The sequence below is a fragment of the Xanthomonas sp. NCPPB 1067 genome (assembly GCF_020783795.1).
Taxonomy (GTDB): Bacteria; Pseudomonadota; Gammaproteobacteria; order Xanthomonadales; family Xanthomonadaceae; genus Xanthomonas; species Xanthomonas melonis.
Window position 1 is genome coordinate 42983 of sequence record NZ_JAJGQG010000006.1, and the last position, 13149, is coordinate 56131.

The 13149-nt window shown below is 66.9% G+C and carries 13 protein-coding genes; 3 read left to right on the plus strand and 10 right to left on the minus strand.

Annotation, left to right across the window (positions count from 1 at the left end):
* Positions 1-631 precede the first annotated feature (631 nt).
* The 6 genes from LL962_RS06745 to LL962_RS06770 all read right to left on the minus strand — a co-directional run bounded on the left by LL962_RS06745 (position 632) and on the right by LL962_RS06770 (position 5703).
* Complete coding sequence (locus tag LL962_RS06745) at positions 632-997, minus strand: hypothetical protein (protein ID WP_104588114.1); 366 nt, start codon at positions 995-997, stop codon at positions 632-634.
* Positions 994-1578, minus strand: a complete 585-nt coding sequence (locus LL962_RS06750; RefSeq protein WP_228316384.1) for a bactofilin family protein — start codon at positions 1576-1578, stop codon at positions 994-996. Before LL962_RS06750 ends, LL962_RS06745 begins: the two co-directional genes overlap by 4 nt.
* Positions 1579-1675: 97 nt before the next feature.
* On the minus strand, positions 1676-3385 hold the full coding sequence (locus tag LL962_RS06755; RefSeq protein ID WP_228316385.1) for a diguanylate cyclase: 1710 nt from the start codon (positions 3383-3385) through the stop codon (positions 1676-1678).
* Positions 3386-3499: 114 nt separating this feature from the next.
* A complete protein-coding gene (locus LL962_RS06760) occupies positions 3500-3826 on the minus strand; it encodes a hypothetical protein (RefSeq protein WP_104588111.1) in 327 nt (108 codons plus the stop codon).
* 237 nt (positions 3827-4063) lie between these two features.
* Positions 4064-4405 (minus strand): hypothetical protein, encoded by a 342-nt coding sequence (locus LL962_RS06765; protein WP_104588110.1) that lies wholly within the window; start codon positions 4403-4405, stop codon positions 4064-4066.
* Positions 4406-4527: 122 nt separating this feature from the next.
* Entirely contained in the window at positions 4528-5703 is a 1176-nt protein-coding gene (locus tag LL962_RS06770; protein WP_104588109.1) for a thiolase family protein, read from the minus strand.
* Positions 5704-5861: 158 nt separating this feature from the next.
* Between LL962_RS06770 and LL962_RS06775 the strand changes: the two genes are divergently transcribed.
* Positions 5862-8723: an autotransporter serine protease gene (locus LL962_RS06775; protein ID WP_228316386.1), complete on the plus strand. Its 2862-nt coding sequence runs from the start codon at positions 5862-5864 to the stop codon at positions 8721-8723.
* Between the two features lie 167 nt (positions 8724-8890).
* On the opposite strand, the gene LL962_RS06780 is transcribed toward LL962_RS06775, so the two are convergent.
* Both LL962_RS06780 and LL962_RS06785 read right to left on the minus strand, forming a co-directional pair.
* Positions 8891-9991, minus strand: a complete 1101-nt coding sequence (locus LL962_RS06780; protein WP_228316387.1) for a Glu/Leu/Phe/Val dehydrogenase dimerization domain-containing protein — start codon at positions 9989-9991, stop codon at positions 8891-8893.
* A 452-nt stretch (positions 9992-10443) separates the two neighbouring features.
* Positions 10444-10971, minus strand: coding sequence for a M48 family metallopeptidase (locus LL962_RS06785; RefSeq protein ID WP_228316388.1), 528 nt, complete (start codon positions 10969-10971; stop codon positions 10444-10446).
* Positions 10972-11327: 356 nt separating this feature from the next.
* Here LL962_RS06785 and LL962_RS06790 point away from each other — a divergent pair, with 356 nt between their 5' ends.
* On the plus strand, positions 11328-11501 hold the full coding sequence (locus tag LL962_RS06790) for a DUF1328 domain-containing protein (protein ID WP_104539646.1): 174 nt from the start codon (positions 11328-11330) through the stop codon (positions 11499-11501).
* 145 nt (positions 11502-11646) lie between these two features.
* Here the strand turns inward: LL962_RS06790 and LL962_RS06795 are convergent, their stop codons facing one another.
* Positions 11647-11901 (minus strand): DUF2789 domain-containing protein, encoded by a 255-nt coding sequence (locus tag LL962_RS06795; protein ID WP_104588105.1) that lies wholly within the window; start codon positions 11899-11901, stop codon positions 11647-11649.
* Between the two features lie 127 nt (positions 11902-12028).
* On the opposite strand from LL962_RS06795, the gene LL962_RS06800 reads away from it, so the two are divergent.
* A complete protein-coding gene (locus tag LL962_RS06800) occupies positions 12029-12295 on the plus strand; it encodes a DksA/TraR family C4-type zinc finger protein (protein ID WP_228316389.1) in 267 nt (88 codons plus the stop codon).
* 31 nt (positions 12296-12326) lie between these two features.
* Here the strand turns inward: LL962_RS06800 and LL962_RS06805 are convergent, their stop codons facing one another.
* A complete protein-coding gene (locus LL962_RS06805; protein WP_146092398.1) occupies positions 12327-12920 on the minus strand; it encodes a mechanosensitive ion channel family protein in 594 nt (197 codons plus the stop codon).
* Between the last annotated feature and the right edge of the window lie 229 nt (positions 12921-13149).

Genomic DNA, 13149 nt, shown 5'->3' on the forward strand with positions numbered 1-13149 from the left:
GGCTCAACTCTGGCCAAGCCGGTGTGCAGATCCTGAGAATAGGAACGACGCGCGCCCGCTGTCTGCGAATCCGCAGGGCAGGGCGGAGCATGCAGCAGCGTTACGGGCCGGTGGGATTGCGAGGCGCTGGATCACGTCCCTGTGGCGTCGGCTGTCCGTGTCCGCATCGGTCCGCGCATGCGACGCTGCATGCTGGCACTTCTTCGGTGTCGGACCCTGGCCGCTGAAGCCGCGCGGCCGCGTTCAAGGCATGCGTTGCGATGGCGTGCCACGAACGCACCGACATACGCGCCGGTGAGAATGGTCGCCGGCAGATCGAAGCAGGCTGTGCGATGCAACCGGGCGCGGTCGTTGTGGTGCGCCTGCGCTGCCGAAGCGACCGGCGGCAGTGTCGAGCGGCAGACGCTTGTGTATCTATCGAACACCGAACACCGAACGGCGATAGGCAGGTTGCAGGCAGCGGCTGCGATCCTGTTGCAGGCGTCAGCGGCATGGCGCCTGGGACGTCGGACGCGTGCACGGCGCGCAGAACGCAGCGGCGTGCACCTGGGCCACGCGGCCGCCGCAGGCTCGCGGGCGTTACCGAATCAGCGACGGCAACGTTGCTGCGTGGCAGGCGGCGTCCGTGCGATCAATGCCGTGTGCGCCGCCCCGGTGCACGTACCGCCGTCGCCTCGACCGCCAGGGTGAAGCCGCGTTCCTCCCCGCCCAGCATCGCGCCGACGTCGACGACCTGGCGACGGATCTCCTCGCCCTTGCCGTTGCGCACGATCACCACCACCGTGTATTCCCACGGAGCGTCCGTGGCGGGATGGCGAATGGTGCCGTCCACCTTGAGTGGCACGATCGGTGCCGGCTGCGCGTGTTGCGCAGCCGCCGAGTCGAAACGCAGATGGTGCTTGCAGGCCGGGCAGACGCTGGCACTTTCCAGGATGGTGGCCTTGCAATGCGGGCAGCTGCGCGTGGCGCCGGGCGTGCCCGGGCGGGGTGCACTCATGTGGCGTCGCTGTCGCCGCCACCGTCGCCATCACGACTGCCATTGCCGCTGCCGTTGGTCTTGCCGCCGGCGGGTTTGGCCGCGTCCTCGCCCCAGCCGAAGTCGGCCTGGCCGCGCATGCGCGCGCCCGAGGCCACGGTGAGACTGCCGGCCTTGACGTCGCCGACCAGCACCCCGGAGGTCTGCAACTCCACCTGCGCCGCCGATTCGATATTGCCTTCCAGCTCGCCGGCGATGATGACCTTGCTGGCGCGCACGCCGCCGTTGAGCTTGGCACCGCGTTCGATGGTCAGATCGCCCTTGACGTTGACATCGCCCTTGAAGCGACCGGCCAGGCGCACATGACCGGCGCCTTCGATCTTGCCTTCGATGCTGATGTCGGCGGCGATCAGCGACTCCTTGGCCTCGCCCGGGCGCGGTGACGGGGCGGTCGTGGGCACCGGGCCGGGAGCGGCGGTCGCCGGCACCGGCGGGGCGGGGCTGGCGTCTGCGGTGAACAGCCGTCCATCTGCGGCCGGAATCTCGGGGGCTGCAGGAGTGCCGTCTTTCTTGTTGGGACCTTGATCGCGCCACATCGACATCGGATTGCCTCGCTTCGGGGGTCGAAGCCGACTATCGCCGCGTCAATCGATCTTTTTTGTGACGGCTCGCGCAATCCGGAGCCGACGGTGTGCCGGCTCAGTCCAGCGCAGGCGCAGCGGCGCCATGGCGCTCCACCCGGTTGCGGCCGCCGCGCTTGGCCGCGTACAGCGCAGCGTCGGCCTTCTGGATCAGGCTGGATCCGAGTTCGCCATCGACGGGGAAGCTGGCCACGCCGATGGAGGCGGTCACCCGGGGCAACGCGCGCTGGCCGTCGCTGACCGCCAGCGCCGCGACATGCCCACGGATCTGCTCGGCCACGCGCATGGCTTCCTCGCCATCGGTCTCGGGCAGGATCACGGTGAATTCCTCGCCGCCGTAGCGGCAGGCCACATCCTCGGCGCGCAGCCGGGTCAGCAGCAGCTCGCCGACCGCGGCCAGCAGCAGATCGCCGCCGGCATGCCCCTGGCTGTCGTTGAACTGCTTGAAGTGGTCGACATCCAGCATCAGCACCGACAACGGCAACCCACGGCGCGCGCAGCGGGCCAACTCGTGGCTCAGCGACTCTTCCAGGTAGCGGCGGTTGTACAGACCGGTGAGCGCGTCGCGGATCGACTGCCGGCGCAGCGACTCGCGCAGGCGCAGATTGCTCAATGCCAGGGACAGCTGCTCGGCGGCGGCTTCGGCGATTTCCAGCCGCGGCATCGGTCCGGGGCCTGGCGTTGACAGGAATAGAAAGCCGAGCTGGGTACCTTGCGCAGACATCGGCAGGCATGCCGTCGCGACTGGCATCGCGGTATCCGGCGCCTCGATATGCGCACACGGTGCATCGCGGCGCAGATCGTCGACGGTGTGCGGCTGGCCGCGGCGCAGTGCCCAGCATTGTTCCGGCAGCAGATGCGGCGCGCTCTGCACCAGGGGCTCGCCCCAGTGGCTGATCGCTTCGGCGCGATCCTGCGAGGCGCGCAGCAGATACACGCTTCCTGCGATGCCCGGCAGCAGGCTGGCCAGGGTACGGCTGGTCACGTCCAGGGCCTCTTCGGCACTGACGCAACTCTGCAACAGGCCGGTGTAGCGGCTGAGCAGATTGAGATCGGCGGTACTGCGCTGCAATGCCGCCACGCTGTCGCCGAGCTCGCGGTTGGCCTGGGCGGCCAGCCGCTCGGCCTGGGCGCGGTGCCGCAACTCGCGCATCAACAGCGCGTTGACTGCACCGACGACCAACAGCCCGAACGGAATGCCGGCCAGGGCCAGTACCAACAGCAGCGTTGCGCTCTGTCGGCTGCTCTCGGCGCGCTGGGCCAGCAATTCCTGTTCGCGCTGCACCATCGTCAGCGCCTGTTCGCGGATGGCACTGGTGGTGCGGAAGGCGGTCTGCCGGATGTTCGCGCGGGCCGGCTCCAGGCCGCTCTGCGCATACACGTCCAGCACCCGCTGGATCTGCTGCAGCCGGGTCTGCACCAGTGTCTGCAGCCGATCCAGGTGCTGCTCCTGCGCAGGATTGTCGACGATCAGCCGGCGCAGATTGTCGAGCAGGATCGGCAGGCGCTCGACGCTGGTCTGGTAGTCCAGCAGATAGGCCTCGTTGCCGGTCAGCAGGAAACCGCGCTGCGCGGATTCGGCATCCAGCAGGCGCGCCTGGATCTCGTCGACCCTGCCGATCACTTCATGCGTATGGGAGACCAGCGCGGCATCGGCGAGCGAGCGGCGTGCGCCGACGAAGATGCCGATGCCGATGGCCACGAAGATCAGCGCGGAGAAGATCAGCGCCAGTCGATTGCGGCGATGCGATGCGAAGGAGGAGGCCATGCGCAATGCTAGCGTGCCGGCCTGGACAACACGAGGGCCGGCCCGGACCCAGACGTGCGCGCCGGCACGAATCGGCCGGCGCGCGGGTGCCACGGTGAAGACCGAGCGTGGACGTCAGTGCTCCGGATGCTCGGCGTCGTGCTGATCGGCGTTGCGTTCGGCCTTGTCGGCCATCTCGCGCGTCTTGTCGGCGGTGGCATCGGCGGCATTGGCGGTGGCGCGGCTGGCGTCGGCAGCCAGCTCGCGTGCGGCCACGCGTGCATCGGCGGTGGCTTCCTTCGCCTGCACGGCGGCGCGGTCGGCGGCCTGTTCGGTTGCGGCAGCGGCGTGCTTGGCGGCAGAGGCGGCGTCGCGGCGCGCCTGCTCGGCGTCCGGGCCCTGGCAGGCGGCCAGGGCGAGGGTGGCGATGGCGCTCAACGACAGCATGCGGATCGTCTTCATGGTGGTCCTGTTCCTGTTCCGGTGTTGGAAGGCCGAGCTTAGGCAGGCGCCGATGCAGCCTGCGTCAAGGCGCAGCTCGCCAGGGCCGGGTGGCGCGGCAGACGGAACGGTGATGGATTGGCGGGCAGCGCCGGGGCGCGTGGTTGGGCCGGACAACGCGCTCGAGAAAACGCAGGCAAAGAAAAAGCCGCTGGAAACCAGCGGCTTTCTCCGAACGCGCTTACAGCGAAGAAGTGATTACTTCTTGGCTTCTTCAGCGGTGTCCTTGGCAGCTTCGGCGGTGTCTTCTGCGGTCTTGGCAGCGTCGGCAGCCTGCTCAGCAGCAGCGTCGGTCGCGGCGCCGGAAGCGGCCTGGGCAGCGTCGGCAGCGGTGTCGGCCGAAGCAGCGGCGGTGGTGGCAGCAGCCTGAGCGGCGTCAGCCGACTGCGAGCCCGAGGCAGCAGCCTGGTCGGCAGCGGTCTGAGCTTCGGCAGCAGCTTCGTTGGCCGAAGCAGCAGCGTCCTGAGCCTGTTCCGGCTTCGAGCAAGCGGTCAGGGCCAGGCCCAGAGCCATTGCGATCAGCAGCTTGTTGATGGTCATTGTTTCAATCCTCGTCGTTAGATTAGGCAACGCGCTATTGCGCGCCCCCGACATGATGACGGCCACAAGACGGGTGTCAAGCGCACGCGCATTCATTTTTGCAAAATCGCCGTTAAATCCTGTCAAATCAATTCGATAGCGATGGCGGTCGCTTCGCCGCCACCGATGCAGAGCGTGGCGATCCCGCGCTTGCCTCCGCGGGTGCGCAACGCGTTCACCAATGTCACCACCAGCCGCGCGCCGGATGCGCCGATCGGATGACCCAGTGCGCAGGCCCCGCCATGCACGTTGACCTTGTCGTGCGCGATGCCCAGTTCCTTGATCGGCGTCATTGCCACCACCGCAAAGGCTTCGTTGATTTCGAACAGATCCACCTCGTCCAGTTGCCAGCCGGTCTTGCCGAGCAAGGACTCGATGGCCGATACCGGCGCGGTGGTGAACCACTCCGGCGCCTGCGAGTGGGTGACGTGGCCGGCGATGCGCGCCAGTGGCGTCACGCCGCGGCGTTGGGCATCGTCGGCGCTCATCAGCACGGTGATCGCCGCGCCATCGGAAATGCTCGACGAACTGGCCGCGGTGACCGTGCCGTCCTTCTTGAACGCTGGTTTCAATGCCGGGATCTTGGCCACATCGGACTTGCCGGGCTGTTCGTCGCGATCGACGACGACATCGCCCTTGCGCGTGGTCACGGTGAACGGAACGATCTCATCGGCGAACGCGCCGCTGTCCTGTGCGGCCTGCGCGCGTTGCACCGAGGCGATTGCAAAAGCGTCCTGATCGGCGCGGCTGAAGCCGAACTTTTCGGCGGTGGCTTCGCCGAACACGCCCATGGCCTGGCCGTCGTAGGGATTGGTCAGGCCATCCCAGGCCATGTGATCGACCGCCTGGAAATTGCCGTAGCGATTGCCAGTGCGCGAGTTGGGCAGCAGATGCGGCGCATTGCTCATCGACTCCATGCCGCCGGCGACCACGATGCTGGCCGAACCGGCCTTGATCAGGTCGTGCCCCAGCATGATGGCCTTCATGCCCGAGCCGCAGACCTTGTTGATGGTGGTGGCGCCGGTGGAGGTGGGAATGCCGGCCGCGATCGCGGCCTGACGCGCCGGCGCCTGGCCGAGATTGGCTGGCAGCACGCAGCCGACGATCACCTCGGACACATCGGCCGGCGCGACTCCCGACTGCGCCAGCGCGCCTTCGATGGCGGCGGCGGCCAGCGTCGGTGCGGGCACACCGTTGAATTGACCGAGGAACGAGCCGATGGCAGTACGTTTGGCAGCAACGATGACGATGTCGGACATGAGTGGATACCGTTTAAAGTGAAACGATTATCTGCCGCAGCGCCGCTTCGCGCCAGCAAGGCGCAGCGCACGGAAAGCAATCAGCGTTGCAGTATAAAGTGCACGTTCGGGCCCGACGCCGGGCCCCAGCCATGGAATGGGTTCGGGGGAGAACTTCAATGAACAAGAGAGACGTCGCCAGGTCCGTCCTGGCCTCGGCGTTGGCTGTGGCGTTGAGCGCGTGTGGCGGTGGCGGCGGTGGCGGCGGTGTGCGTCCGACCACGCCGACTGCGCCGCCGCCGAGCTCGCCACCGCCTTCGCCACCGCCAACCTCGCCGCCACCGACGTCACCGACGTCACCGACTCCGCCGCCGGTGGTCGCACCGACGCCGGAGCCGGCCATGGATGCGCATCTGGCACTGACCAATGCGCGCGCGGCGCAGGCGCTGGGCTTCAGTGGCAGCGGCTATCGCATCGGCGTCGTCGACAGCGGCATCAATGCCGACCATCCGGCCTTGCAGGGACGCATCGGCGCCAGCTTCATCTATTTGGACCCGCGCGAAAACGACGTGGCGCGGGGCGATGTGGTTGGGCACGGCACCATCGTGGCCCAGCTGGCCGCCGGACGTGCCGTGGGCCAGTGGCCCGGTGGCATCGCACCAGGTGCGGGGCTGGTGTCTGCGCGCATCATTCGCGACAGAGCGCCGGTCGACGACGGCAGCGGCGAAGGCAACGAGATCGATGGCCCCACCGGCCTGAGTGCGGTGCACGACGATCTGATTCGGTCGGGCGTGCGGATCATGAACAATTCCTGGGGCGGCCTGTACTGGAACGATCCCGCCGTCACCAACCAGGTCGCACAGGAATACCGTGCGTTCGTCGGTGCCAACAATGGCCTGGTGGTATTCGCCTCGGGCAACGAAGCGCGGGCGCAGCCATCGGATACCGCCGCGCTGCCTAGCCAGCCCGGCCCTGGCGGGAGCCTGCCAGCGGCAGATCTGGAGCGCGGCTGGCTGGTCGTTGGTGCGCTCGATACTGCCAATCCCACCCGGTTGGCGTCGTATTCCAATGCGTGTGGCGTGGCGATGCGGTATTGCCTGGTCGCACCGGGCACCTCGCTGTTTCTTGCGCCCGACGCCACCGCCAGCGACGTTCGTTATTTCTACGGAAGCGGTACCTCGTTCGCTGCGCCGCTGGTCTCCGGGGCTGCGGCATTGGTCTGGCAGGCGTTTCCGTATTTCAGCAACGACCTGGTGCGGCAGGCCTTGCTCGGAACGGCCACCGATCTGGGGACCGCGGGCGTCGACCCTGTGTTCGGCTATGGATTGCTCGACGTGGGCCGGGCGGTACGCGGACCGGCGCGGCTGGACTGGGGTACGGTGGATGTCGGGTTCGACGGCCTGCGTTCGACCTGGGCCAATGCCATCGGCGGCGATGGCGGCCTGATCAAGCGCGGAACCGGCACCCTGGTCTTGAGCAACACCGCCAATACCTTCACCGGCGACACGCAGGTGCTGGGCGGCACCTTGCAGACAGCCAGTCTGCAAAGTGCGCGGGTGGGTATCGCCAATGGCGCACGCCTGATCGGAAGTGGCCAGATCGGCGGACGCATCGACAATGCGGGCACGCTGCAGGTCGGCGGTGCTGCGTTGACGGTCAACGGCAACTATATCCAGGCGGCCAATGGGCGTCTGGCGCTGACGGTGGGCGATCGCCTGAACATCGCCGGCAGCGCATCGATCGCCGGCGATCTGCAATTGCTCGGTCGCCGCGACTACGTCGTCAACAACACCACCTACCCGGTGCTGCAGGCCGCCGGCGGTCTGCAAGGCACGTTCTCCACCACCAGCGGCGGGCCGGCGGTGACCTTCCTCGATGCCACCCTGAGCTACGATGCCACGACGGCATTCGTGTCGCTGCAACGCATGGATGTGGCGGCAGTGGCTGCGTCGCTCGGTGCGATCGGCACCGCATCGATGGACTCCGCCATCCGCGTGGAGCAGGCGTTTCAGCAGGTGGATGCGCAGCAATTGCAGGGCGGCGGCGGCATCGGCAGCGGCTTCATGCGTGCTGCGGCGGCATTGCAGCATGCGCCATCGGCCCAGGCGGCCGCCGACGCGTTGCGTACCCTGTCCGGGCGCGCGCATGCAGAATCGGCCGCGCTGAGCTTCGACACCATCGATCTGGGGCGGCGCGCGCTGGCCACGCATATCGACGCACTGTCGCAGCAACCGCGCCTGATCGGAGCCTGGCAACAAGCGCTGGGCGGGCCGGGCACGGGGGATGCGAGCACGCGGGGTTTCGCCAGCTCCGGTTGGATGATGGGCAACGATCTGCGCCTGGCATCGGGTGCCGTCGCTGGTTTCGCGTTCGGCGAAATGCGTTCCAACAGCGTGGGCGATCTCGACGGCGCGCGCGGACGCGATCGGCAGGTGCAGGCGCAGCTGTATTGGGGAACCATGCAGGAGGCGGTGTATGCGCTCGGCCAACTGGGCGTGGGCAACGTCGACCGGCGGATCGAGCGCAGCCTGCTGCTGGGTGCCGATCGCAGCAGCGCCTTCAGCGATTACAGCGCCGGCTATCTGAGCGGCAACCTGGAGGCCGGCTATCGCTGGGGCGACAGGACCGCATTGCTGACGCCGTACCTGGGGCTGGATTACGTCCGCCTGCGCAGCGAAGGTTTCCGCGAACGCGGCGGCGAAGGCTTCGGCCTGCGTGCCGATGCCAATACGTCTGCGCGTACCCAACTGTTGGCCGGCCTGCGATGGGCCTATCGCTGGCGTGGCCTGCAGCTGAGCGGGCATGCCGAGTGGCAGCAGGCGTTGAGCAGCCAGGGCCTGACCCTGGACGCCAGTTTCACCGGCGTGGACGCCTGGGCGCCGCTGCGCGGCATGCAGCCGGCGCGGTCGGGCGGGGTGCTCGGCCTGGCGGCGGCTACGCCGTTGGGCCAGCACAGCCAACTGCACTTCGGTTACGACCAGCGCGCAGGTGCGCGCGGCGACGAACGCGCTGTCAGTCTGAAGTACAGCGCCGATTTCTGATTGGCGTACAGCGCGCCCGGGCACACCGCCTGGGCGGCGCGGTCACCGCTGGGCCAGCGCCTGCGCACACCAGCGGAGCAAAGCGCGCTGGCGCGCGACGACAGGGCGGCTGCGGTGCGTCTCCAGGCGCGCTGGTTGCGGCAGACGGCAGGCGTGCAGTGGCGGCCTCACTCTCCGCGCAGCTTGTGCAGGAAGCGCGGCGCGGTGCGGCCCAACGGAAGTTTGAGTTTGCTGATCGCCTCGATGCGGGCTTCGGCGATCTGGTCGGCGGCTTGTTGCGGCGGGACGTCCTGCTGCGCGGACAGGTCGAAGACCCTTTCCAGATTGTGATAGATGCTGCGGATCAGCCGCATGGCGCGTTCGCGGTTATAGCCGTCGATTTCCAGCGACACGTTCATGACACCGCCGGCATTGACCACGTAGTCGGGCGCACACAGGATGCCGCGCCGATGCAGTTCCTCGCCGATGGCTGCGCTGGCGAGCTGATTGTTGGCGGTGCCGCAGATGATCCGTGCCTTGAGCTGCGGCAGCGTCTGTTCGTTGATGGCACCTTCCAGCGCGCAGGGAGCGAAGACATCGGCCTGCACCTGATGGATCTCGTCCACGCGCACCGCTTCGGCGCCGTATTCGGCCACGGCGCGATCCACCAGCGCCGGATTCAGATCCGCCACGTAGAGTTTTGCGCCGCGTTCCTTGAGCAGTTTCACCAGCTCCATGCCGATATGGCCCAGGCCCTGGATCGCGATGCTGGACTTGCCCACCTCTTCGTGACCGAGCTTGCGATTGAGCGAGGCCATCAGCGCCTGCAGCGCGCCGTAGGCAGTGAATGGCGCAGGATCGCCGGAGCCGCGATGCACCTGGTGCACACCAGTGACGTATTCGCTCTCCAGGTAGATCTGTTCCATGTCGCTGACGTCGGTGCCGACATCCTCGGAGGTGATATAGCGCCCGCCCAAGGTGTCGACGAAGCGGCCGAAGGCGCGAAACAGCGCCTCGCTCTTGTCGGTCTTGGGGTCGCCGATGATCACCGCCTTGCCGCCGCCGACATTCAGGCCGGCCAGTGCGTTCTTGTAGGTCATGGTGCGGCTGAGCCGCAGCGCATCGCCCAGCGCCGCCTCGCTGTTTGGATAGGGTCGCATGCGCACGCCACCCAATGCCGGCCCCAGACGGGTACTGTGCAAGGCGATGATGGCCTTGAGGCCGGCATCGCGGTTGTGACAGAAGATCACCTGCTCGTGGCCGGTGGTATCGAGGGTTTCGAAAAGCATCGAAGGCTCCGCGGGGCTGCATGATGTGCCTCCCCTGTGGCCGGGCCGTGACCGCCGCAGTGGGAAACAAAAAACGCGACGTCTGCAGATCCTGTCCGTGCACGTCGCGCCGCAACATTTTAAACCACGTCTGCAGGGGCTGGTGCATGAATCTGTTCACCCATGTGCGCCGTCGCGGAGCCAGCGCTCGTGCCTGCCTTTCCCGGCCTGCATGCGGCGGCACCCACCGGCTTGCGCGGAAGGCAGGTACAGGCGCGGTGCGCTTGGCTGACGTGGGCGTCGCTGATGTGTTGTGCCGCCTGACCCATGGTCGCGTCCTGGGCAGGCGCCGCGCCGTCGGCATCCCCGCCGGGGTGGCCGATGCGAGGGGATGTGCCGCGTGAGGAAGTTGCCGGGATGCGCTGGGGGCAGGAGGGTCCGTGCGCAAATGCCGCCACCGATCGGCCCGATGCTCAGCTGTGCGTCTCCAGCGCCAGCTGGGTCAGGTACAGACGCAGATCGAACTCGAGCTGGTGATAGTCCGGCGCCATGTGGTTGCACAACTGGTAGAAGGCCTTGTTGTGGTCTGCCTCCTTCAGGTGCGCCAACTCGTGTGCCACGATCATCTGCAGGAACGGCTCGGGCGCATCGCGGAAGACCGAGGCGATGCGGATCTCGCGGCTGGCCTTGAGCCGGCCGCCATGGGCGCGCGAAATGGCGGTATGCGTGCCGAGCGCATGCTTCACCACCTGCAGGTGGTTGTCGTAGATCGCCTTGTGCAACGTCGGCGAGGAGCGCATGTAGCGCTCCTTCATCGCCTTGACGTAATCGTACAGATGACGATCGGTGCGTACCGCGTGGCGATCCGGGTAGCGACGCGCCAGCGCCGCGGCCAGCTTGTCCTGGGCGATCAGTTCGCGCACCTGGTCGAGGACGGTAGGCGGGTAGCCGACGAGATAGCGAAGCGTGTCCATGGCCAACGCATATGGGAGAACCGCCATGATCGCCGATGCAGGCGCCGCTGGCCAATGTGGTCGATACAGCGGCGCTGCACGCCTGCTGCGCACATGCGGCCAGCACGTTGCGGAACGCAAGGAATTGCGGGGCATGTGCGACTGCACGGGACAGCTGCCGCGCCGCGTGGAGGCTGCAGCGGCATCTGCGCTGGATTGCCGAAGCCACGGGTTTTTTGCCAAGCACTGCATCCGCGCCCAAGGCCTGCAGACATGTGGCAACGTGTGTCAGCCGTATTCACGAATGCGGCACGTCCGGCTCGCTAGCGTGCGGCACTGTGTTGCGGCGCTGTCGCAGTCACGCCATCAAGCAACGGCACGCTGCCGGACGAGGAGACGACAACATGATCAAGTGGGCCATCATTTTCGCCATCATCGGGCTGATCGCCGGTGCGCTGGGATTCGGCGGCATGGCGGGCGCCGCGATGGGGATCGCCAAATTCCTGTTCTGGGCCGGCATCATCATTGCCATCGTGCTGTTCGTGCTGGGTATGACGATCGCCAGGAAAGTGACCTGATCAGCACGCTGCGACGAGCCGCCTGCTGCACGCAGCTGCGGCAGCAGTGAGAAGAGCGGCCGCTGGCCGCTCTTCTTGTTTCCAGATCGCCTCGTAGGTCGGCAGCTGCGGCGGGTTTCGCCGCGACGCAGCCAGCCAGTAGCGCTCAGACGCCTGTATCGTCGCCCGTGGTGTGCAGGGCGATGTTGAGCTGGTCGATGGTCACGATCCAGTCGGCGTCGTCGATGCGCTCTTCACGCAGTAGCTGGGCCTGCGCAGGCGTCCAGAACGGGGCTTCCTCCAGTCGCATGTCGCCAGGTAGCGGGGAATGCGTTGCGATGAAGCCACGGATGCTGGCTTCGTCCGATGGCAGGCCCAACTGGGCGAACAGGTCGGAAAACGGGTGAACGGGTTGTTCCATAACGGGGTCCTCGGGTCGGAGCGACTGAATGCTAAAGCACGCAGTTTGAGTGCGCCGTGCACGCGTGGCTTGGATTTTCCTGCGACGATGACCATCTTGACGATCTGGCCAACACAGGTGAGCGATCATGGCGACCGGATGGGCGGGAGACGGAGCAGTACAGGACCAGATCGATGCCACCGTGGAGGACGCGATCCAGCGTGCGCGAAGCCAGCTGCATCGCGGGCCCAGCCTGACCCACTGCGAGGAATGCGATGCGCCGATTCCGGAAGGTCGGCGCAAGGCAGTGCCAGGCGTGCATCTATGTGTGGAGTGCCAGCAGGCGCATGACCTGGAGCAGGGCGCGCAGAGCGGTTACAAGCGGCGCGGCAGCAAGGACAGCCAGCTGCGCTGAGCGCTGCAGGCAGCGCCGAGGTGCGTTCGGCTTACTGGGCGTTGAAACCGCTGGTTTCGCGCCAGCGCCGGGTGGTGCGCTGGAAGAACAGGCTGTTGGGAACCTGCAGGACGCTGCCCGCATGGTCGCCGCTCTCTTCCAATGTGGTGTAGATGACGTTGATATCGATCACGCGGCCCTTCAGGCCCGGCTTGTCGCCACCTTCCAGCAATTCGATGTGGTCGTACAGCCGGAACGGACGCGTGGTGACGATCAGGAACGTGCAGAAGATATTGGACAACACGCTCCACGCGGCGAAGAACGCCACCGCGCCGACGGCGGCGAAGCCGGTGAACGCCGTCCACAAGGTGCTGGCCGATACGCCCAGGATGCGCAATACCAGCAGCAAGGCGGTGACCGAGATGATCAGGCTGCCGACGCGGCGAATGCCGATCATCATTTCCGCGGGGATGTTGTAGCGGGCGCACAGGCGCCGTAGCAGTTGCCGGAGCAACAACCGGACCAGCCCCGCCAGGGCAAGAATCAGGACGATCTTGATCGTGGGCACCGCAATGGCCAACCACTGCGGATTCCAGTGTGGCAACAGGCTACGGATCATTGCGGGCAAAGCGTCGGACGCGGACATCACAGCAGGCAGGAAAAGAGCGAGGACTGCATTGTAACGGCGCTCTCTGGCAGCAATGGGTGCATGGGATGAATGGCCGGCTCCATCGAACGGCCGGACGCTGCATCGCCAGCACGGTGAACTGCCTTGCCTTGCCAATCAGGAGCGGCTGACATGTCGATCAGGAGCGGCTGAGGGAACCCGGCGAGCGATCGTCGGGTCGATATGGATTGCGCGCGGGAGCCGGAGA

Bases quoted from the DNA above. Each gene is read 5' to 3' on its own strand.
- LL962_RS06775 (WP_228316386.1), top strand. From the start codon at position 5,862: ATGAACAAGAGAGACGTCGCCAGGTCCGTCCTGGCCTCGGCGTTGGCT.
- LL962_RS06800 (WP_228316389.1), top strand. From the start codon at position 12,029: ATGGCGACCGGATGGGCGGGAGACGGAGCAGTACAGGACCAGATCGAT.
- LL962_RS06765 (WP_104588110.1), bottom strand. From the start codon at position 4,405: ATGACCATCAACAAGCTGCTGATCGCAATGGCTCTGGGCCTGGCCCTG.
- LL962_RS06795 (WP_104588105.1), bottom strand. From the start codon at position 11,901: ATGGAACAACCCGTTCACCCGTTTTCCGACCTGTTCGCCCAGTTGGGC.
- LL962_RS06750 (WP_228316384.1), bottom strand. From the start codon at position 1,578: ATGTCGATGTGGCGCGATCAAGGTCCCAACAAGAAAGACGGCACTCCT.
- LL962_RS06745 (WP_104588114.1), bottom strand. From the start codon at position 997: ATGAGTGCACCCCGCCCGGGCACGCCCGGCGCCACGCGCAGCTGCCCG.
- LL962_RS06785 (WP_228316388.1), bottom strand. From the start codon at position 10,971: ATGGCGGTTCTCCCATATGCGTTGGCCATGGACACGCTTCGCTATCTC.
- LL962_RS06760 (WP_104588111.1), bottom strand. From the start codon at position 3,826: ATGAAGACGATCCGCATGCTGTCGTTGAGCGCCATCGCCACCCTCGCC.
- LL962_RS06755 (WP_228316385.1), bottom strand. From the start codon at position 3,385: ATGGCCTCCTCCTTCGCATCGCATCGCCGCAATCGACTGGCGCTGATC.
- LL962_RS06805 (WP_146092398.1), bottom strand. From the start codon at position 12,920: ATGTCCGCGTCCGACGCTTTGCCCGCAATGATCCGTAGCCTGTTGCCA.
- LL962_RS06780 (WP_228316387.1), bottom strand. From the start codon at position 9,991: ATGCTTTTCGAAACCCTCGATACCACCGGCCACGAGCAGGTGATCTTC.
- LL962_RS06790 (WP_104539646.1), top strand. From the start codon at position 11,328: ATGATCAAGTGGGCCATCATTTTCGCCATCATCGGGCTGATCGCCGGT.
- LL962_RS06770 (WP_104588109.1), bottom strand. From the start codon at position 5,703: ATGTCCGACATCGTCATCGTTGCTGCCAAACGTACTGCCATCGGCTCG.